18 protein-coding genes are annotated in these 20417 nt (G+C 31.9%); 14 read left to right on the forward strand and 4 right to left on the reverse strand.

What is annotated here, in order from left to right; all coding sequences use genetic code 11:
• Positions 1 to 6 precede the first annotated feature (6 nt).
• From FC55_RS03895 to FC55_RS03935, 9 genes are all read left to right on the forward strand, one after another.
• A complete protein-coding gene (locus FC55_RS03895) occupies positions 7 to 1254 on the forward strand; it encodes a glycosyltransferase family 2 protein (protein WP_003700417.1) in 1248 nt (415 codons plus the stop codon).
• A gap of 1 nt (position 1255) precedes the next feature.
• Entirely contained in the window at positions 1256 to 3328 is a 2073-nt protein-coding gene (locus tag FC55_RS03900) for a cellulose biosynthesis cyclic di-GMP-binding regulatory protein BcsB (RefSeq protein ID WP_035149837.1), read from the forward strand.
• Positions 3315 to 4175 carry a nucleotidyl cyclase domain-containing protein gene (locus tag FC55_RS03905; protein WP_003700415.1) on the forward strand — a complete coding sequence of 287 codons (861 nt, stop codon included), beginning with the start codon at positions 3315 to 3317 and terminating at the stop codon, positions 4173 to 4175. Before FC55_RS03900 ends, FC55_RS03905 begins: the two co-directional genes overlap by 14 nt.
• Before the next feature lie 100 nt (positions 4176 to 4275).
• On the forward strand, positions 4276 to 5022 hold the full coding sequence (locus FC55_RS03910; RefSeq protein WP_035149834.1) for an EAL domain-containing protein: 747 nt from the start codon (positions 4276 to 4278) through the stop codon (positions 5020 to 5022).
• 201 nt (positions 5023 to 5223) lie between these two features.
• Positions 5224 to 5646 (forward strand): (deoxy)nucleoside triphosphate pyrophosphohydrolase, encoded by a 423-nt coding sequence (locus FC55_RS03915; RefSeq protein WP_003700413.1) that lies wholly within the window; start codon positions 5224 to 5226, stop codon positions 5644 to 5646.
• A complete protein-coding gene (locus tag FC55_RS03920) occupies positions 5633 to 8593 on the forward strand; it encodes a DUF3427 domain-containing protein (protein ID WP_003700412.1) in 2961 nt (986 codons plus the stop codon). The genes FC55_RS03915 and FC55_RS03920 overlap by 14 nt, the downstream gene beginning before the upstream one ends.
• A 20-nt stretch (positions 8594 to 8613) precedes the next feature.
• Positions 8614 to 9054 carry an acetyltransferase gene (locus FC55_RS03925; protein ID WP_003700411.1) on the forward strand — a complete coding sequence of 147 codons (441 nt, stop codon included), beginning with the start codon at positions 8614 to 8616 and terminating at the stop codon, positions 9052 to 9054.
• Between the two features lie 184 nt (positions 9055 to 9238).
• The gene (locus tag FC55_RS03930; RefSeq protein WP_003700409.1) at positions 9239 to 11476 is read left to right on the forward strand and encodes an alpha-galactosidase; all 2238 of its coding nucleotides are present in this window, start codon (positions 9239 to 9241) and stop codon (positions 11474 to 11476) included.
• Positions 11469 to 12074 (forward strand): YczE/YyaS/YitT family protein, encoded by a 606-nt coding sequence (locus FC55_RS03935; protein WP_081036604.1) that lies wholly within the window; start codon positions 11469 to 11471, stop codon positions 12072 to 12074. Before FC55_RS03930 ends, FC55_RS03935 begins: the two co-directional genes overlap by 8 nt.
• 29 nt (positions 12075 to 12103) lie before the next feature.
• Here the strand turns inward: FC55_RS03935 and FC55_RS03940 are convergent, their stop codons facing one another.
• The 3 genes from FC55_RS03940 to FC55_RS03950 all read right to left on the reverse strand — a co-directional run bounded on the left by FC55_RS03940 (position 12104) and on the right by FC55_RS03950 (position 15346).
• A complete protein-coding gene (locus tag FC55_RS03940; protein WP_003700407.1) occupies positions 12104 to 12940 on the reverse strand; it encodes an AraC family transcriptional regulator in 837 nt (278 codons plus the stop codon).
• Between the two features lie 72 nt (positions 12941 to 13012).
• Complete coding sequence (locus FC55_RS03945; RefSeq protein WP_003700406.1) at positions 13013 to 13909, reverse strand: MBL fold metallo-hydrolase; 897 nt, start codon at positions 13907 to 13909, stop codon at positions 13013 to 13015.
• A 12-nt stretch (positions 13910 to 13921) separates the two neighbouring features.
• Entirely contained in the window at positions 13922 to 15346 is a 1425-nt protein-coding gene (locus FC55_RS03950) for a C69 family dipeptidase (protein ID WP_003700405.1), read from the reverse strand.
• 128 nt (positions 15347 to 15474) lie between these two features.
• On the opposite strand from FC55_RS03950, the gene FC55_RS03955 reads away from it, so the two are divergent.
• The 3 genes from FC55_RS03955 to FC55_RS03965 all read left to right on the forward strand — a co-directional run bounded on the left by FC55_RS03955 (position 15475) and on the right by FC55_RS03965 (position 17651).
• Complete coding sequence (locus tag FC55_RS03955; protein ID WP_255320015.1) at positions 15475 to 15666, forward strand: 2-hydroxymuconate tautomerase; 192 nt, start codon at positions 15475 to 15477, stop codon at positions 15664 to 15666.
• A 144-nt stretch (positions 15667 to 15810) separates the two neighbouring features.
• Entirely contained in the window at positions 15811 to 17103 is a 1293-nt protein-coding gene (lysA, locus tag FC55_RS03960; protein WP_003700401.1) for a diaminopimelate decarboxylase, read from the forward strand.
• A 20-nt stretch (positions 17104 to 17123) separates the two neighbouring features.
• Positions 17124 to 17651 (forward strand): GNAT family N-acetyltransferase, encoded by a 528-nt coding sequence (locus FC55_RS03965; protein ID WP_003700400.1) that lies wholly within the window; start codon positions 17124 to 17126, stop codon positions 17649 to 17651.
• Between the two features lie 43 nt (positions 17652 to 17694).
• On the opposite strand, the gene FC55_RS03970 is transcribed toward FC55_RS03965, so the two are convergent.
• Positions 17695 to 18504 (reverse strand): Cof-type HAD-IIB family hydrolase, encoded by an 810-nt coding sequence (locus tag FC55_RS03970; RefSeq protein WP_035149830.1) that lies wholly within the window; start codon positions 18502 to 18504, stop codon positions 17695 to 17697.
• Between the two features lie 147 nt (positions 18505 to 18651).
• On the opposite strand from FC55_RS03970, the gene FC55_RS03975 reads away from it, so the two are divergent.
• On the forward strand, positions 18652 to 19425 hold the full coding sequence (locus tag FC55_RS03975) for a prolyl oligopeptidase family serine peptidase (protein ID WP_003700398.1): 774 nt from the start codon (positions 18652 to 18654) through the stop codon (positions 19423 to 19425).
• Between the two features lie 8 nt (positions 19426 to 19433).
• Positions 19434 to 20411: an ABC transporter permease gene (locus FC55_RS03980; RefSeq protein ID WP_003700397.1), complete on the forward strand. Its 978-nt coding sequence runs from the start codon at positions 19434 to 19436 to the stop codon at positions 20409 to 20411.
• The last annotated feature ends 6 nt before the right edge of the window (positions 20412 to 20417 follow it).

Here is a 20417-nt window from a genome sequence, read left to right on the forward strand (position 1 = left end):
AAGTAGTTGTCATTACTTGATATATTATTATTTATCAGTATTTTTTCAATTTGGACAATTTTAGCGGTTAATGTTGTCTTGATTTTTGCTGGTTATATGAATTATTTAACAATGAAAGTTCATGATAAATTACCAGCAGATGCACCATTCGTAACAATTATGGTTCCTGCACATAATGAAGGTATTGTAATTGTTAGAACGGTAAAATCATTGCTAGCATTGGACTATCCTCAAGATAAATATGAAATTATTGTAATTAATGATAATTCATCTGACAATTCAGCTGAACTTTTAGCACAGGTACAAAGTAAGTATCCTAACCGAAATCTTAAAATTATCAATACTGATAATATAACCGGGGGAAAAGGGAAGTCTAATGCTTTAAATATTGGTTTAAAAGAGGCCAAAGGATCTATTATCGCAGTTTATGATGCTGATAATACTCCTGAAAAACAGGCATTACGTATTTTAGTATCTGAATTATTAGCTGATGATAAAGCTGGAGCAGTAATCGGAAAATTCAGGACACGTAATAAGAATGCTAGTTTATTAACACGATTTATTAATATTGAAACTCTGTCATTTCAATGGATGGCACAAGCAGGTAGAAAAAAACTATTTAATTTATGTACAATACCAGGAACTAATTTTGTTATTCGTCGTAGTTTATTGGAGAAAATTGGTGGTTGGGACGTAAAAGCCCTAGCTGAAGATACAGAGATAAGTTTTAGAACTTATTTAATGGGTTATCACATTAATTTTCAACCGGCAGCTGTTACCTGGGAGCAAGAGCCACAAACTTTTGTGGTTTGGTTTAGACAGAGAACGAGATGGGTTAAAGGTAATATTTATGTGATTTTAAAAAACTTGAAATTACTATTTAATCCTAAGAGTAAGGCTATTCGCTTTGATTTGATATACTTTTTATCAATTTATTTTCTATTAATGACATCTTTAGTTATTTCAGATACAGTTTTTGTTCTATCAGTATCTGGATTAGTTCATACATCAATTAATGGTTTTAGTAATTGGTTATGGTTCTTTGCGGTTATCTTATTTGTATTAGGAACTTTTATAACTATTACAACAGAAAAAGGTGAGATGACACTCCAAAATTTATTAATCATTGTCTTGATGTATCTAGTCTATAGTCAAATGTGGTTAGTAGTAGCCTTTTATGGCATGATCATGTATGTTCAAGAACAAATTTTTCATAAAAAAGCTAAATGGTATAAAACACAGAGGTATGAATAGAATGAAGAAAAAATTATTCATTGCGATTTTATCAATGTTAGTTTTGATGATTTCGTGGTGTACACAAGTTAAGGCAGATGATATGAAGAGTTATACGCAACCATTTCAAAATTCAACGCAAACTCTTTCAGGGAAATCTGTGTCAGATAATACATATTTTACAAAAATCGATTACTGGGATGTTAAGAAAGCAACTTTGAACTTGAGTTACCAAGTTTCACAAATTGCTGATGATCAAACATCTGACATTACAGTATCAATTAATGGGGTTAAATTTTACTCATTTAGACCTGAAATAAAAGATGGTGTTCAAACTAAGCAAATTGATATTCCTTTAAATTTAATTAAAGGGGCAAATAATCTTAAAATTTACGGACAAATTTTGAATAAGTCTGATAAATCAACGGTTGGTGTACAAACACCTGCTAACTGGTTGACAATTTATGAAGAGTCAAATGTTAACTTCCAATATAATTTAAAGCAACCAGATTATTATTTAAAGTCTTTCTATAACCATTTTTCAGGGGCAGATACAATTTCATTTGGACAATCTGTTATTGCAGTTCCTCAACAACCTAGTGATGCTGAGTTGTCAGCTGCAACTTATGCTTTAACTGGGGTAACTAGAACAATCGCAACAGATACAGACAAAGTTAGAATTTTACCATACAATGATGGTAGAGTTAAGGATGCAGATTATCGCGTTATTATCGCCAAATATGACAATTTACCTAAGAATTATAAGAGTAAGTTTTCGGTAGATAGATTGAAGAATCGTGGTTGTTTAAGATTAGTGTATAGTAAGAATAAATACACATTGATAATAACAGCCTTAAATGATGAAATGTTGCAAAAAGCAACTCGTTTTATAGCTAATACAGAATTGATGACAGAAACTAAAAAGCCAGTTAAGTATGTAAGATCTAAGACAGCAACTTATATGTCAAGCTTACATTACGATGGCAGTTACCAATTGACTAATCAAGGAGCAACTTTAACTGGAAGTGGACATCACGAAGAAACATTCTTTGTTGCTTTACCAGCTAGTCAAAGTAACTCCTATGGTAGTAAGGTAAAATTGAGTTTGAAGTATTCAAAGAACTTGAATTTTAAAAACTCTTTAGCAACTGTATATATCAATAACCGCAACATTGGCAGCTATAAGTTAACTAAAGATAATGCTGATAATGATGAGCTAACCTTCAATATTCCTAATAATATGAAAATAGGTAGTGGTTTTTCTGTCAGAGTAGCTTTTGATTTAGAACCAAGTCAAATTACTAAGTCAGATAATAGTGAAACACCTTGGGCAGCAATCAATACTAACTCAAAGATTTTTGTTAAGTCTATTGAAAAGAACGACATCCTATTTTCAAATTATCCAAGTTTATTCATTAGAAACAATACTTATAGTAACTTAGCAGTTGTTAAGCCTAGAAAGATGACAACAAATGATTTTGAAGCATTATCTAATATTTTCAATTTGATTGGTATCTATGCTAAGAGCAATACTGGAAAAATTGAATTCTATAGTCAACAACCTGATGATGAAACATTAAAGAACAGTAATGTAATCGTATTGGGAACACCTAGTCAAAATTCTATGATTAAGAACTTAAATGACAAACTTTATTTCCAATATAATAAAAAATATACAAGCTTTATCTCTAATGAAAAATTGAGTATCGAATATGATTATGGTAAGACAATGGGTACAGCTCAATTATTGCGCTCTCCTTACAATGATAAGAGAGGTATGTTAGTTGTAACAGGTATTACATCTAAAGACGTTTATCTAGCATCAACACAAATTAATTATCAAAAGACCATTGTTGAACATGGTGGCGATGCAATTGTGGTGGATAATGATAATAATATTTATAATTATCGTTTCAAGAAGAAAGCTGATTTAGACAAAAAGGTATCTTTGAAGCAAACAATTCACAAAAATACCAAGTTGATCATTTACTTAGTAATTGCTTTAATCTTTGTTGCTTTGCTAGCTGCAGCAATCTTTATGGTTCTATGGAAAAATAATCTGTTAAGAAAGGATAAAAATAATGAGAAGAAATGAGAATTATAGTTTAAATACTGATATTTATATTATCTTGTTGTTAGTTTGTTCAATCATGACAGCTATTTTCGTTGGAATTTCATCTAATTTGATGATTTTGAATTGTGTTTTCTTAGCAATTACTTGTTTCTTAGTATTGATTACTTATTTTCTCGGCCTATTAGCTGGATTAATCTTTAATTTACTGTTTGTCTTTATTCAGGGAAGTTATGTTTTATATGCAGATGTGGTCTTAGGAAAAGAACTAGATTTATGGTTAATTGTTTGGATTTTCTTACCATTGATTTGGTCATTATTAGTAAGCTTTATGACACGAAATCTTCAAAAACTACAAGAAGAAAATCTAAGTCTTAGAGAAAGTAATGCACGTAATCTGGGGTATAATAGTGAAACAGACTTGCGTACCATGAGATCTTATCGTCAAGATGCAGAAGTATTTATTGAAACTCATAAACGTTTTGACATTCCTGTTTCAACGGGAATAATTTCAATTCGTTACTTCCATCAAATTATGAATATTTTAACAGAAGAACAACATCATCATTTGATCAAAAGATTATCAGATATTTTATCTGAGAGTTTTAGAAATAATGATATTGTCTACAGTATTGATGGCGTAGGTGGTGTGCCTCAATGGGGAGTTCTATTATTCGCGGATTATGATGGAGCAATGGTGGCGATGGATAGAATTAAGCAAAGAGTAACGACTTTACTACGTGAAGATGAGGAATTAGGAAAGTATGATATTCAAATTTCTATTGGAGTTGTTGAATACAATGAAGATAAGATAAAGAGTGTCAGCCAATTTATTGACTCTGCTCAGCATGTACTTCAATACGACGTTTAGTTATATAAGTTGAATTGTATATTGAAAATTATTTACATAAAGATGATATAAGTATATAATTTAGCTAGTGGGATTAGACTTGACTAGAGGGGGAGATGGAATGAATTCTACTTTAAACATAGCACCAAATAATCTAACTTTAGCATTTCAACCTATAGTCAGAATAGTTAGTGAAGATACATTTGAAATATCTGATTACGAGGTATTGTTGCGGTCGAAGGACAAGAAGAGTTTCCCTGCTGCAATATTTGAAAAGATTGTAAATAATGAAAGTTGTAATCAAATGTTTTGGGGATGGTTTACTCCTGAAATAAAGAAAGTTTTAACAGACAAAAAAGTTAGAGTAGATATAAATATTGATCCACATCAATTTTTGTATCAATCAACCTGGGATTTTTTGAACAAAATGGTTGAGTACAACCAACAAATTACAATTGAAATTACAGAGCGTGTATCGCAAGAATTAAACTTGAAAAAGGGTTTAATTGATACAGTTAAGCATATAAAAGATTTAGGCTATCGTGTAGCTTTAGATGATATTAGTTCTGGACAATATAGTTTTAAAGTTGTTCAAGAAAATATCAAAGGTATTGATAGGGTTAAGTTATCCTTGTTAATTTTTAATGACGATAGCACAGACTCAAAGACGAAAAATCTCTTCATTATGTCTTGGATAAATTTTGCTAAGGCCAATAATGTTGAGTTGGTAATTGAAGGTATTGAGGATAATATCGCAGCTAAAGAGATGTTGTGCCACAATATCAAGTTGCAACAAGGATTTTTCTGGCAAGTACCTCAAGATTATATAAGTCCCAAAGAAGTACATAATTTTAAAGAATTTGAATAAGTAACAGAAGAAACTAGAAAATAGTTTCTAAATGAAAATATAAGTTCGACCCTTAATTTTGTGAATGCAAGATTGAGAGTCGAATTTTTTTATGTATCATAGTAACTAATGGTAGGCAGCAAATATCGATCCTAGTATTAACTTTTTAAAATAAAGCTGGTATTCTTAGAATAGATTAATAATAGGATTAGGAGAAAGTTTATGAAGAATATTTATGTTGTTGGAGCTGCGCTAATAGAAGATGGTAAATTATTAGTTACTAAGAGAAATAGTGATCGTATATTGGGAGATTTATGGGAATTTCCTGGTGGCAAAATTGAACAAGGCGAGCTACCTCAAGAAAGTCTTAAGCGTGAGTTAAAAGAAGAGTTTAATGATGAGATTATTGTAGGAGAAAAAGTTACTGAAACAGCGAGCTATGAATATGAATTTGGAACAGTACATTTGACGGTTTATTATGCTAAATTTTTGTCAAAGAATTTCGATTTAATTGCTCATAGTGAGGTAAAATGGATTGATCCGGCAGAAGTTTCAAAATTAACTTGGGCTCCAGCAGATATTCCTGCTGCTAAAGTAATAAGTAAAACAAATTTAAATGGGGTAAAATTTGATGCAGTCGACTAACCAAAAAATAAAGAATGCAATTTTGAATTCTTTTTTGGACAAAAATACATTTGAACAAAATGATGAATATGCTGCCAAATTAATTGCTAATACCAAAGATGAAACAATGTATAATCGTATCTTGGATGAAGTTCAACATTGTAAATCTTTTACATTTGCGGTGGCTTTTATTGAGAGTGGTATTCTTAATTCTTTAAAGACAGTTTTGAAAGATTTGAATGTTCAAGGAAGAATATTGACATCTACATATCTATACTTTAATAAACCTCAGATGTTTAGAGAATTATTAAAGCTACCAAATGTTGAAATAAGAGTCTATGAACAGAATCATGGTAAATTTCATGCGAAAGGGTATCTATTTCAACATGAAGGTTATCAGTCTGCGCTAGTGGGAAGTTCTAATTTTACTGCTGGTGCTTTAAAAGTAAATAAGGAATGGAATTTACTTTTTACTTCTCATAATAACGGAAAACTCACAGAAGACATAGCTTCAGAAATAGAGGAACAATGGAAAGGAGCTAGCAAATTATCTCCTGAGTGGATTGATGAGTATGAGAAAAAATACAAGATTCAAAATAAACCTGCGATAAAAGTTGTTTCTCAATCGGTAGATGAAGATAACAGTAATTACTCTATAATTAAACCAAATAAGATGCAAAAAGAGGCATTGAAAAATCTACAAAAATTAAGGCTTTTGAGAGAAACAAAGGGTTTAATTATCTCTGCAACAGGGACTGGTAAAACATATTTAGCAGCTTTAGATGTGAAAAATTATAATCCTAAACGCTTTTTATTTGTGGCTCATAGAGAACAAATACTAAAGAAATCCTTAGATAGTTTCCATAAAGTACTAGGTGGAGATAAAAAGACAAATTATGGAATAATATCTGGAAATACTAAAAATACTGATGCCAAATATTTATTTGCAACTGTTCAAACTTTGAGTAAAGTTGAAAATTTGAACCAGTTTAAAAGAGATGAATTTGATTATATTTTAATTGATGAAGCTCACCATGTTGGAAGTAAAATATATGGGAAATTACTAGATTATTTTACTCCAGATTTCTTGTTAGGAATGACAGCCACACCTGAGCGAAGTGATGATAAGAATATTTATGAATTATTTGATTATAATGTTCCTTATGAAATTAGATTACAAGAAGCATTGGAAGAAGAAATGTTAGTACCCTTTCACTATATAGGTGTATCTGATTATACATATAACGGCGAAGTTATTGATGATAATACTAATTTGAAATATCTAGTTAGTGAAGAACGAGTAAAATATGTTGTGGAACAAAGCAAGTATTATGGTTATGATGGCGATGTACTCCATGGCTTAGTTTTTGTTAGCAGAAAAGAAGAAGCAGATGAAATTGCTAAGTTATTAACCAAAAATGGATATCCATCACAAATGTTAAGTGGTGAAGATAATCAAGAACAACGTGAACAAGCTATTGAAAAATTAAAAAATGGAGAATTAACATATCTAGTTACAGTAGATATTTTTAATGAAGGGATAGATATTCCTTTTATAAATCAGGTAATTATGATGAGAAAAACAGAATCTGTAATAGTATTTGTTCAACAATTAGGTCGAGGTTTAAGAAAAGCTCAAGGAAAAGAATATTTAACGGTTATAGATTTCATTGGTAACTACAAGAATAATTATTTGATACCAGTAGCGCTGACAGGTGACCAATCTAGGATACGTGAAGGCATTAGAGAACACGTTGAAACTGGACAAATAGAAGGTTTATCGACAATTAATTTTGAATTAGTTGCGAAAAAACGTATTTTGAAACAGTTGAGAGGAAAGAAAAATCTCTTTACTTTAGAAATAAAAAAGGATTATCAAGAATTAAAGAGACGTTTGAATAAAACACCATTGATAGCCGATTTTATAAAGAATAACATGGTTGCTTCACAAGCTATTTTGTCTATTTTGAATAAAAAAGGTAATTATAATGATTTTCTTCTTAGGGTTGATAAAGACGCTGCTTATTTATGGGAAAATGATTATTTAGATAAGACCCTTACTTTTATTACATCAGAATTTTTAAGTGGAAAAAGAATACACGAATTATTGTTATTGCAAAAACTTTTAGACAATGGTGTGAGTTCTAGATCAGAGTTGGAAAAACTAGTAGTTGATAATGGAAGTTACTGTAATGATGATGTATTGAATAGTGTGGAAAGAATTCTAACTCTAGAGTATTACAAACCTAAAAGTTATGATGATAAGAACGATAAAGAGAAAAATAAAACAGAGTTTGCTAAGTTAGGTGGGCAAGCATTAATTGAAATCAGTAATAATAAAGAATATCGTTTCAATAAAGAAATCTCTAAATCATTGGAAAATAATCATGGCTTTAAAAATCTCTTTGTAGATGTTATCAAGGCTGGGTTATTAAATGCTCGTAAATATGATAAGGAAAATATCTTTACGATAGAAAAAAGATACACTAGATCAGACGTCAATAGATTATTGAATTGGCAGAGAAAAATACCAGCTCAAAGTATAGGGGGATATTTCATTGAAAATGGGTATTGTCCAATCTTTGTAACTTATGTGAAGAGTAATGATATAGATGATTCTATTAAGTATGAAGATAGATTTATATCTAATAGCAAAATTCATTGTTATACAAAAAATGGAAGGAAATTAGGACAAGGTGAAACATTAAAGATGTTTGCCGGAGTTAGTGAAGGGAACCCCAAATTAACATATTTACTTTTCGTAAAGAGATCAGATGCTGAAGATGATGATGAGTTTGTTTACTTAGGAACAGGTAAAGTAACAGCTGATTCTCTGAAACAAGAATATAGAGAAATAGATAAAAAAGGTAAGTTAGTAAATACACCAATTGTTTCGTATGATCTTAAGTTAGATACTCCAATCTCACTTACAAGATATAGAATGCTAACTGAAGGAAGTAATGAATAAGTAAAAAGAAAGGCATAGTTATGGAAGAAATTAACATTAAAAATCGAAATCTTTCCTTAATTGAGAAGTTAATTGATGTATGGAAAAGATCAGTAAGGGAAACTCATTTATTCTTATCAAATGAAGAAATAGAAGAAATTAAGAATTTTGTACCAATGGCTTTGAAATCAGTTCCACATTTAATTATCGAAAATGATGTAAATGGAGTTCCGATAGCGTTTATGGGGATTGATGATGGAAAATTAGAAATGCTGTTTATCGATCCCAGAGAACGAGGCAAAGGACTAGGAAGAAAATTATTAGAGCATGGTATAACAAAATATGGTGTAAAAGAAGTAGTTGTTAATGAACAGAACCCGCAAGCAAAAGGATTTTATGAGCATATGGGATTTAAGGTTTATGAAAGATCTGAAATAGATGAGCAGGGAAATCCTTATCCAATTTTATTCATGAAATTATAATTTAGTACCTCATAATTGTTAGGTAAAACTGACAGTTATGAGGTGTTTTTATTGTGAAAATGAATTTTGAACAATGAAATAAGTACGCTTTTTGCAGTTTCTAAGTCGCAAATAGCGGAACATTTAGATGTAAGATTCGTTATATTTAAAGTGGTTAGAAGATATAAGTCAGGAGGAAATTAGTATGCCAATTACATATAACGAACAAAGCAGAGAGTTTCACTTGTATAATAACAAAATTAGTTATCTAATTAAAATTTTAGCTAATAAACAGCTAGGACAATTGTATTTTGGAAAGCGTATTCCTAATAGAGAAAATCATGACTATTTAGTAGAGAATACATATCGTCCAGTTACTTCCTATGTTTTCGATGATGACTATTCATTTTCATTAGGAAACGTAAAACAAGAATATCCAGCTTATGGTACGACAGATCAACGACGCCCAGCACTTGATATAAAACAACCTAATGGCAGTCGAATTACTGATTTTAAATATGTTTCTCATAAAATTTATGCTGGGAAGAGAAAATTAACAGGATTACCAGCAACTTATGTAGAAGATGAAAGTGAAGCAACTACACTTGAAATAAATTTGTATGATAAATTAATTCAAGTTACATTGTGCTTACAATATACTATTTTTGAAAATAGTGCTGCAATTGCTAGAAGTGTGAAGTTTAGTAATGATAGCGATCAGAAATATCAATTAAAAACAGCACTAAGTTTAAATTTAGATTTGCCCGATGCTAATTATGAATGGTTACAATTTTCAGGTGCTTGGGGTCGAGAAAGACACTTACATAAGACACCTTTACGTCCAGGAATTCAAGCAATAAACAGTGCTAGAGGTGCTTCAAGTCATATGCAGAATCCTTTTGTTATCCTAAAAAGACCATTTACGACAGAAGAACAAGGTGAAGCTTTAGGGGTTAGCTTTGTATACAGTGGCAACTTTTTAGCACAAGCAGAAGTAGATGAATATTCAGTAACTCGTTTACAAATTGGAATAGATCCATTCCAATTCAGCTGGTGTTTAAAGCCAAATGAAACGTTCCAAACACCAGAAGCAATTTTAGCTTATACTAGCGAAGGATTAAACCAACTTAGTCAGACTTTCCAAAAATTATATACGACTAGGCTAGCTCGAGGATATTGGAGAGATAAAGAACGTCCAATTTTGATTAATAATTGGGAAGCTACTTATTTTGACTTTACTGAAGAAAAGCTATTATCAATCGCAAAGAAAGCAAAAGAATTGGGAATTGAATTATTTGTATTAGATGATGGCTGGTTTGGAGAGAGAACAAAAGAAACAGCAGGTCTAGGTGATTGGTACGTTAATCGAAATCGATTAAAAAATGGAATTTCAGGTTTATCAAGGAAAATTCATGATTTGGGGATGATGTTTGGTTTATGGTTTGAGCCAGAAATGGTTAATAAAGATAGTGATCTTTATCGAAAACACCCAGACTATATTATTGAAACGCCTAAACGACATGCTTCACATGGTAGAAAACAATATGTATTAGATTTTTCAAGGAAAGAAGTAGTTGATAATATTTATGAACAGTTAGTTAAGATTTTAGATGAAGGTGAAATAGATTATATTAAATGGGATATGAATCGTAATATTACTGAATGTTATTCAATAGCTTATCCTCCAGAACAACAAGGAGAAATCATGCATCGCTACATTTTAGGTGTTTATGATTTATATGAACGCTTAATTGAACGTTATCCAAAAATTCTATTTGAATCTTGTGCAAGTGGTGGAGGAAGATTTGATGCTGGAATGTTGTATTATGCTCCACAAGCTTGGACGAGTGATGATAGCGATGCAATTGAGCGTTTAAAAATTCAGTATGGAACGAGTTTTGGATATCCACAAAGTATGATGGGAGCACATGTTTCAGCTTCACCTAATGAACAGTTAGGACGAAATACTCCATTAAAGATAAGGGGAGATGTTGCCTTCTTTGGAGCTTTTGGATATGAACTTGATTTAGATAAATTAAGTTCAACAGAGTTAGCAAGTATTAAGAAACAAATCGAACTTATGAAAAAATATCGTAGTATATTCCAATATGGCACTTTTTATCGCTTAAAGAGTCCTTTTGAAGGAAATATTGTATCTTGGATGGTTGTATCTGAAGATAAATCACAAGCAATAGTGGGATACTATAAGATTTTAAATGATGTAAATTGCGAATACAGACGACTATGCTTACCAGGATTAGATGCAGATACTTTATATAATGTCCAAGAAGAATTGGGTTCATATTTGGGTAATTTTACTGGTGATGAGTTAGCTAATATAGGTTTAGTTACAACAGATGCCTCTGCTGGTCAAAATCAAGAAACAACTGATTTTTATAGTAAACTATTTATTTTAGAAAGGTGTGGGGAATTAAGTGACTAGACTGACAAAAAAACGCATAATGGCAATATCTGGAACAACTTTATGTGGTTGTTCTGTGGGAATTCTACAAGATTCAGCTTTAGGCTTGGATCCGTTTAGTTGTTTTGTTACGGGAATTGCCAATATTTTTGGCAGTAGTTATGGAACTTTTTACTTAATAGTAACTTCTATTTTATTGCTTATTGTAATTTTCTTAAAAAGAAGTTATCTTGGCTATACCACACTGGCTAATCTGCTGTTAACAGGAATAATAGCTGACTATACATTAGCTTTTTTGAATGGTTTTGTAAAAGCTCCAACATATTTAATTCGAATCATACTATTACTGTCAGGGTTAGGATTAATGTGTTTAGCAGCTTCGCTATATTTTACAGCAGCATTAGGTGTATCAGCATATGACGCAATTGCTTTAATATCTGCAGATAAATATAGAGCATTACCTTTTAAATATCATAGAGTTATAACAGATGGTTTTTGCGTAACAATAGGTTTAATTTTTGGGGCTACCGTAGGAATAGGAACTTTAATTACAGCCTTCTTTATGGGACCTATGATTCAGTGGTTTAATAATCATGTTTCTGAGCCACTGTTAAGATAGTAAAAAAGAGTTTCTAGCATTAATGAAAATCATAATGTTAGAAGCTCTTTTTGTTGTAGTCTGAAGTCACTAGGTGTTAAACCATAGGTAGCTTTAAAAGTTCTTGCCAGGGAATCAACTCGCTGGTAGCCACATCTTTGAGAAATTTCAAGTAAAGAAAGATTTGTTGATTCAATTAAATGTCGTGCTTGTGTAATTTTATAATTTTTTAAATATGTTTGAAGTGTCATTCCTGTTACTTTCTTAAATCTTTTTCCCAGATAACTTCTATCTAGTCCAATCATTTGTGCCAATGAAGCAGCCGAGATGTTAGGAAAGTTTTTATTGATTAAAGAAATAGCTTTCTCAACATAAACATCAGAAATAGAAGTGGTTGACTCACGAGATATAATTGTAGCATTGGAAATAATACTCAAAAATTCCAGCAAATAACTAAGATTGAGTAATTTCTTTGTTGTTGAATTAACTGACTTTAATAACAATAAATTAACTAACTCAATTAAGCGTTTGGAATCATTTAAACTGAAGATTGGTTCACGTTGATTTAGTGGAATTTGCTGCATAAGTTGATCAGCAAAATTACCAGAAAAGCCAATCCACACATAAGACCAAGGCGTATTTTTATCGGCAATATAGGTCGTTTCTTGTCCTGGTTCAATTAGAAAACCTTGTCCAGCATGTAATTTGTAGATTGATTGATCAGTTTTAAATGTTCCAGAACCAGCTAAGATGTAGTGGATAAGGTAATATGGTCTAACTGCTGGTCCATACTTATGTCCACTCAATGTATCTGAGCGTCCTACATTTGCTAGTTGTAATTGATCACTTGGAACTGAAATAAAGTTTAATGAAACTGCTTTTTCCATTTAATCACCACGATTAATCATAGCATAAAATAATAAAAAAGACCGAGAAAATTCTCAGTCTAGTTTAAAGTATTAAACAAAATATACGTGTTTAGCTGCGATATATTTCAAAATTTCTTTTAGCTCAGCTTCAGTTGGATAAGCAAAATTATTCATAAAATCAATCTTGCCATCTTCTGCTAATAATGGAGAACTAATGGTCAAATCATCAGCAATATGAGCTTGAGCTTCACGTTGAATTAAAGTTTTATCTGTTGCAGCAGGAGAGCCTTCTTTAAAATCAAGTTGTTTGAAATAAGAAATTAACTCAGCATAGCCAGGTAGCCACTTAATTTGATAATCTAGGCGATGTGCTAAATCGTCAATTTTTACCAATTGTTCAGGATCAAAAGGAGTCATTTCCAAATAAATTTGAGTACTATCTGCTTGTTCTAAAGTTTTTTCAATATTTTTTAACTGGCCAGTTTTAGAGAGATAATTATCACTATCATCGCGATCTTGATAACCTAAAATCAAGTAGTCCAATTTTTGTTGAGAAAAGAACTTTTTCCAAGCTTTAATACGTTTTTTGTGGATTCCATGAATATCAAATTTAGCAACATAGCCTAATTTTTGATGATCATGTTCCAAATAGAGAGCCATTGATCCCCATAAACCATCATCGCTATTGAGTGCAGTAATTTTTGAATCAGCAACGGATACAGCGAATCCATAAGGAAGAACCTTTAGATCTAAATTTAAATTAGCTATTAGTTCAAATTTAGTTAATTTTTGTAATAGTAAAAATAAATTTTGAGATACAAATGTTTTTGCAGGCAAAGTTGCTTGCTGCAAATAAGCTAAGTTATCAGCTGATAAATGACTAATAATCACAAATTTCTCTTTAGGGCTATCAATATTAATATAATTGTCGAAAAAGATAATTGTCTCATCAGTTTCAACAAATTTGTTTTCAAAATTATATTCCATAATATAACCTCATTAAAGATTGACATCAACTTTAAATGATAATGGAGATAGGGCGGTTGAAGCTGTAATTAGTTTAGCTATCAACTCATTGTATTTATCAAGTCCAATTTGTTGGCAAGCAATACTTTCTGTTGTTAGGTAATCTCTTAGTTCTTGACCAGAAAGCGTAAGGGCCTTAGCGTCAATTTCATGAACTTTATTGTTAAGTAAGATTGAAACTTCTTTTTGAGTATCTTTTAGCATTTTTCCAAATTCTTTGTAATGTGCATCAACTAGGACGCCAGCTAATTTGTATACCCAATAAGCAGACTTATCATCATAAGTTTCACCACCTACTTTATATGCAGGGTGGACATCAGTAGCTGCAGGATAGAATGGAATATAAGAACTTTGAGCAGTTACACCCATTGCTAACCATTGAATACCGCGTACATCAACTGGCATACCACTTCTAATTTGTAGAATATGTGATTCTTGAGTGGCAGCTAAACTAATAGGACGGAACTTATGACCATCAGCATTATCATTGTTTAATGGATCATATGGTGTATTTTGGTAGTGAGAACCTAATACATAGGCAATATCATCCAAATGGAGTAAACGATTAGCTTTACGAATGAAAGGTAATTCTTCACTCATTGGATCTTGATCATTATCGCCAGAAAGGTATTTTTGACCGTACCATACACGAGGAGTGCTATAGATTTCATCGCTATATTCATGTGTACCAAAGACATTACGGAAGTTAAAATTATCAAAATCAACTTCAAAATGATTTTGGTATACAAATTGTACAATACCTTTGGAATACATGAAATTATCAGGATCGTCAAGATCAACTTTTTGGATAGCTAATTGATTAGCTACTACTGCATAGCAATCATCTGGGATACGTTGTGCAACCCAATGATGACCACTACCACTTTCAAAGTACCAAACTTCATCTTCATCAGAGAAGAGGACACCATTTGTTTCACTAGTACCATATTTTTCAATAATGCTTCCTAGACGTGCAACACCTTCACGTGCAGACTTAATATATGGAAGAACAACAGTTACCATTGCTTCTTCACTAATACCATTCTCAACGAGTGGATCAGCGCCAAGTACACGTGGATTGGAGTAGGCACTTTCAGTAGCACTCATTGCTACACCATATTCGTTGATTCCATCTTCTTCGAATAAACCAAACTTATCAGTCCATTCAGGAGTGGCAGAGTATCTAAATCTAACCTTAGGAAGTGGTATTGTAAACTTGTTATCGTTTGATACAAAAACTTGCTCTTCTTCGAATTCTTTATGTTCATGAACAGTAAGATGTTTAGGCCAAGCAGTTTTAGCATCTTCATTACGAGCGATGATAGTTGAATTGTCAGCCATCGCTTTTTTTCCAACTAAAATGCTAGTACAAGCAGATAATTTTTTTTGAATTTTCACAATTTTCGCCCCTTGTATAAATATTATTACTGTATAATTCTAACATATCGTAAGAATGGATAAAAATAATTTGAAAAGTAATAGCTTTTTTGATTTAATTAAGTTAGTTAATTAAGAAAAGAGGGACTATTATGCCATTAGTACATATTGAATTAATCGAAGGCCGTTCAGAAGAACAATTAAAGAACTTAGTAAAAGACGTTACAGATGCAGTTACTAAGAATACAGGTGCTCCAGCAGAACACGTACATGTTGTTTTAAGTGAAATGAAGAAGAATCGTTACAGTGTTGCTGGTGTATTAAAGAGTGAAGAAAAATAATTAATAATTATAAAAGAGATTAACTATTGAAAGTTAGTCTTTTTTTATTGTCATTAAAATTAAGTGGGAAAAAGATTATCAATATGTTAGAATTAATAAAAATACATCTTGTGCAATTAGTTGAAAGGGGAATTAACTATAATTATGAAAAGAGAAATTCCAGTAAATAGTGAAGGACATTACACAATTGGGGGACTTGACTCTTTAGAACTAGCTAAAAAATTTGGCACACCTACAATTGTTTATGATGTTGCTAAAATCAAAGAACAAATTGCAAAGTTTAAAGCAGGTTTTGAAGAAGAAAATGTTAAATATCACATTTCTTATGCTAGTAAAGCTTTTTCAAGTTTAGCAATGTATGACTTGGTGGCTAAGAGTGGTATTGGAAGCGATGTTGTTTCTGGTGGAGAACTTTATGCAGCTTTAAAAGGTGGAATGGATCCACAAGAGTTGGAATTTCATGGTAATAATAAATCCCGTGCTGAATTAGAAATGGCAGTTGATAGCAATGTTGGTTATATAATTGTTGATAATTTCTATGAAATTGATTTATTAAATGAAGTACTTACAGAAAAGAATAAGACAGCTAATATTCTATTACGTTTAGCACCGGGGATTCATGCCGAAACTCATGAATATATCTCAACAGGTCAAGCTAAATCTAAATTTGGTTTTGACTTACAAAGTGGACAAGCAAGTGAAGCATTAGAAAAAACATTGGCTAACCCTCGTTTTAAAGTACTAGGTGTTCACAGTCATATTGGTTCACAAATTTTTGCAACTGCTGGTTTTGTAGAGGCAGCTAAGAAATTGATGGACTTTTTGAGTGCATGGAGAGAAAAATATAATTTTACAGCTGAAGTACTTAATCTTGGTGGTGGTTTTGGAATTAGATATACAGATCAAGATGAACCATTAGATGTAAAAGATTTTGTTAAGATCATTGTTGAAGCAGTCAAAGAAAAGAGTAAGGAATTAGATTATCCAATGCCTGCTATTTGGATTGAACCTGGTCGTTCAGTTGTTGGGGAAGCTGGTGTAAGTTTATACACAGTTGGTTCACGTAAAGATGTTGAAGATGTTGGAAGTTTTGTTGCAGTTGATGGTGGTATGGGTGATAATATTCGTCCAGCCTTATATGGTGCTGAATATGATGCTGTTTTAGCTAAAGATCCTAATGCACCAATCGCACAAAATGCTTCAATTGTAGGTAAGTTCTGTGAATCTGGAGATATTTTGATTAAGGATTATGATTTTCCTAAGACAGAACCTGGCGATGTGATTGCGATGCTATCGACTGGTGCTTATGGCTATGTTATGGCAAGTAATTATAACCGTAACCCACGTCCAGCAATCGTCTTTGTTGAAGATGGCAAAGCTCGTTTAGTTGTAAAACGTGAAAGTTATGAAGATATGATTCGCAATGAAATTCTTTAATTAGCTAGGAAGTGAGCAAGGTGGTAGTTGAACTAAAAAAGTTAGATATGAACCATTCACTTGAGTTTTGGGAGTTGGCTTTTTCTGATCCTAAAGCAGAATGGCGAAATTGGAATGGTCCTTATTTCGATAATCACTACCCAACTAGAAAAGATTGGGTAGCTGGTAGAGAACTTGATTATCTTGAAAATGATATGCGAAAGATAATCTATGTTGATGGTGAAATGGTCGGTTCAGTTTCTGCTTATTACGATGATGGATATCTAGAACGTTGGCTGGAAGTTGGGTTAGCGATTTATGATGAACGAAAATGGGGTCAAGGAATTGGCCGCCAAGCTCTAGAACTTTGGATTGACGAGTTATTTCAACGAATTTCGCTACCACATGTTGGACTCACTACTTGGTCTGGAAATCAGCGTATGATGAAGTTGGCTGATAGACTGGGTTTAAAATGTGAAGGACGAATAAGAAAAGTCAGATATTGGCAAAATACTTATTACGATTCTGTTAAATACGGTGTTTTGCGTGAAGAATGGGAAAATAGATAAGAAAAAACGATTTCTAGTAATATAGAAATCGTTTTTTCTTGCATTATGCTAATTTTAAGTAATCTTCAAGATATCTTGCTAGGCCATCATGTTCATTATCATATTCAGTGATATCGTTAGCGAGTGATTTTAGTTTATCAGTTCCATTTTGCATAACAACACCCCAACCAGCATAATCAATCATAGAAGCATCATTATGTTCATCGCCAAAAGCAATAATATTCTTTTTATCAATATTGTATGTCTTAGCTAGGAAATCCACGCCTTTAGCTTTATTGACACCTTTAGGAGAAAGTTCAAGAATCGGATTCTTACCACCCCAAACACCAACTGTAATCTTATCGCCAAAGTTAGCTTTTAAAGTTTCAACAATATTAGGTAATTTGTGTTCATCAACTAACATAGTCATCGCAGAAGGATCTTTTTGCAAGTTAATGGCATTTAAGACTTCATTTGCTTTCAAAGTTGATGGAAAGAAATCTGGAATAATATTATTAGGTTGATCAGCTAAAGCATAGTTTTTACTTTCGGCAGCGACAATCTTGATTCCAAGTTTTTCTTTTTCAGCTACTAAATCAAGTGCGATATCTTTAGAAAAAGTTTCAATGTATTCTTTATCCCAATTTTTATGTGGAATATGTCCTAAAGCACCGTTGAAATTAATCATCGGAGTAGGAATATTCAATTCATCGTAAAAGTTTTCAGAAATACGATTAGGACGACCAGTCACGATTGAAACGATATGGCCAGCTTGGGCAGCTTTTTGTAAAACTTCTTTAGTATATGATGAAATTTTAGATTCGTTATTTAAAGTTGTTCCGTCTAAGTCAATCGCAATTAACTTTCTTTCCAAATTATTCACGTCCTTAATCTTAATTTTTACCTGTAATAAAAACAGTAACGTTTTAAATTTAACATAAAGCTGTTAGAAATACTAGAGAGAAGTAAAGAGTTCGTTGTATAATTAATTCATTATATAGTAAGAAAAGAGGCGGAGTTCATGATTTCTATTAGTACAAAAGAAATTAATGATTTACCAATCCTAGAAATTTGCGATAGTGAGAAATTAGGTGAAGAATTACCACTTGTCTTTTTCTATCATGGTTGGACTGGATGTAAAGAAAGAGTTTTAACTCAAGGTTATGAGATTGCTAAAAAAGGATTTAGAGTAATTTTACCGGATGCTTTATATCATGGAGATCGTCAAGAGGGCGATGTAAAAGGGCATGTTCTTGAATTTTGGAAAATTGTCTTAAATTCAGTTAAGGAATTTCCAACTTTGGTTGATTACTATCGTGAAAATGTTGGAATTAAAGATGGTTTTGTAGGAGTTAGTGGTTTATCAATAGGTGGGATAACAACTAACGCTTTAATGACAACATATCCATGGATAAATGCAGGAGTTTGCCTAATGGGTAGTCCTAAACCAGTTAAATTTGCGAAGAAATTAGTTGCTGATGCGGCTACACAAGTTAAAGGAATGCCTGATACTGAAGTTGATAAGCAAATTTCAGCTTTAGAACCATTTGATTTATCCTTGAATTTAGAGAAATTAGCTAGTCGTCCGCTTCATTTTTGGCATGGTACAGCAGATAAAATGGTACCTTACCAAGATACAGTGGACTTTTATCGCGAAAACATAGGTAAAAGTTATACAGAAAATGTTACTTTAACCAAAACAGAGAATGCGGGTCATAAAGTCAGCCAAGAAACAACTTTAGAAATGGCAAATAAATTTAATCAATATTATCAAAAGTTTGTCGGTAAGAGGTAAGCAGAATCATGAGAATATTTAGAAATAAGTTGTTGATCATTTTATATGTCTGCTTATTAGCTTTTTGTAGTGTTTGGGTGTTCTTTAAGATTCAAGAACGCGATATTGTTAATCAATTGAACAATCATAACCTTTCACAAAATGCCTATGAAGTAGTGATGAAAGGAACAACTTCTTTGGAAGATATTAATAATAAGATTTCTAAGTCTAGCAAAATTGATGATGTTCAAGTTCATTATCAAGATAAGAAGAATAGTAATCTAACTTATTTCTTTGGAAAAGGTGATTACAGCACTACACCAATGGTTTCTGGCAGTTTTTTTGCTGATAATGACTTTAATTCAGAAGTTACAGTAGCTTTAGTAGGAAAGAATATCGCTAAAAAACTATACAAACCTAAAGATCAAGATTATTTAAAAGTAAACTCAGGCTATTTACCAGTATTAGGAGTTATGGGAGAAAAACGAAGCTCTTCAAGTTTAGATGATCAGATCTTTATTTCAGGTGCAATTTCAACTTTAAAGACTTTAACAAGTAATGATTATCGAATTGTGATAGATTCTGAAAAGCCTTTAGATGCAAAAGTTATTAAACATGTCTTAGGTGCCAAAGAAGTTAAGACAATGTTTACTAACTCATTGGGTATTCCTAAGGGTGTATGGTTAACTTCCTTAGTTCGTAAATTAGTTGCGCTATTGTTTATTTTTGCGGCTTTCTTGGCAGAAGCAATTTTATGGGGTGTATCTTACAAGAGAAGATATGCTATTGCACGTGCAACTGTTAATCGCGCAACTTTCCAAGAGTGGCAAGTCTTTACGATTTTAGCAATTGTAGGAATGATTGCAGGGACAATTTTAGGTTTGATATACTTTACTCTATACAGTTATACTGGAACTATTATTTTTAACTCCTTAATGTTAATAATCGGAAGTATCGTTTGTTACTTAACTATTTATGATAGAATAAAAAAACAAGTAAAGGAATAGATTAGA

The sequence above is a fragment of the Ligilactobacillus salivarius DSM 20555 = ATCC 11741 genome (assembly GCF_001435955.1).
GTDB lineage: Bacteria > Bacillota > Bacilli > Lactobacillales > Lactobacillaceae > Ligilactobacillus > Ligilactobacillus salivarius.

Excerpts from the sequence above, each read along its gene's own strand:
- FC55_RS03900 (WP_035149837.1), top strand. The coding sequence starts at position 1,256 with ATGAAGAAAAAATTATTCATTGCGATTTTATCAATGTTAGTTTTGATG.
- FC55_RS03905 (WP_003700415.1), top strand. The coding sequence starts at position 3,315 with ATGAGAAGAAATGAGAATTATAGTTTAAATACTGATATTTATATTATC.
- FC55_RS03910 (WP_035149834.1), top strand. The coding sequence starts at position 4,276 with ATGAATTCTACTTTAAACATAGCACCAAATAATCTAACTTTAGCATTT.
- FC55_RS03915 (WP_003700413.1), top strand. The coding sequence starts at position 5,224 with ATGAAGAATATTTATGTTGTTGGAGCTGCGCTAATAGAAGATGGTAAA.
- FC55_RS03920 (WP_003700412.1), top strand. The coding sequence starts at position 5,633 with ATGCAGTCGACTAACCAAAAAATAAAGAATGCAATTTTGAATTCTTTT.
- FC55_RS03925 (WP_003700411.1), top strand. The coding sequence starts at position 8,614 with ATGGAAGAAATTAACATTAAAAATCGAAATCTTTCCTTAATTGAGAAG.
- FC55_RS03930 (WP_003700409.1), top strand. The coding sequence starts at position 9,239 with ATGCCAATTACATATAACGAACAAAGCAGAGAGTTTCACTTGTATAAT.
- FC55_RS03940 (WP_003700407.1), bottom strand. The coding sequence starts at position 12,940 with ATGGAAAAAGCAGTTTCATTAAACTTTATTTCAGTTCCAAGTGATCAA.
- FC55_RS03945 (WP_003700406.1), bottom strand. The coding sequence starts at position 13,909 with ATGGAATATAATTTTGAAAACAAATTTGTTGAAACTGATGAGACAATT.
- lysA (WP_003700401.1), top strand. The coding sequence starts at position 15,811 with ATGAAAAGAGAAATTCCAGTAAATAGTGAAGGACATTACACAATTGGG.
- FC55_RS03975 (WP_003700398.1), top strand. The coding sequence starts at position 18,652 with ATGATTTCTATTAGTACAAAAGAAATTAATGATTTACCAATCCTAGAA.
- FC55_RS03980 (WP_003700397.1), top strand. The coding sequence starts at position 19,434 with ATGAGAATATTTAGAAATAAGTTGTTGATCATTTTATATGTCTGCTTA.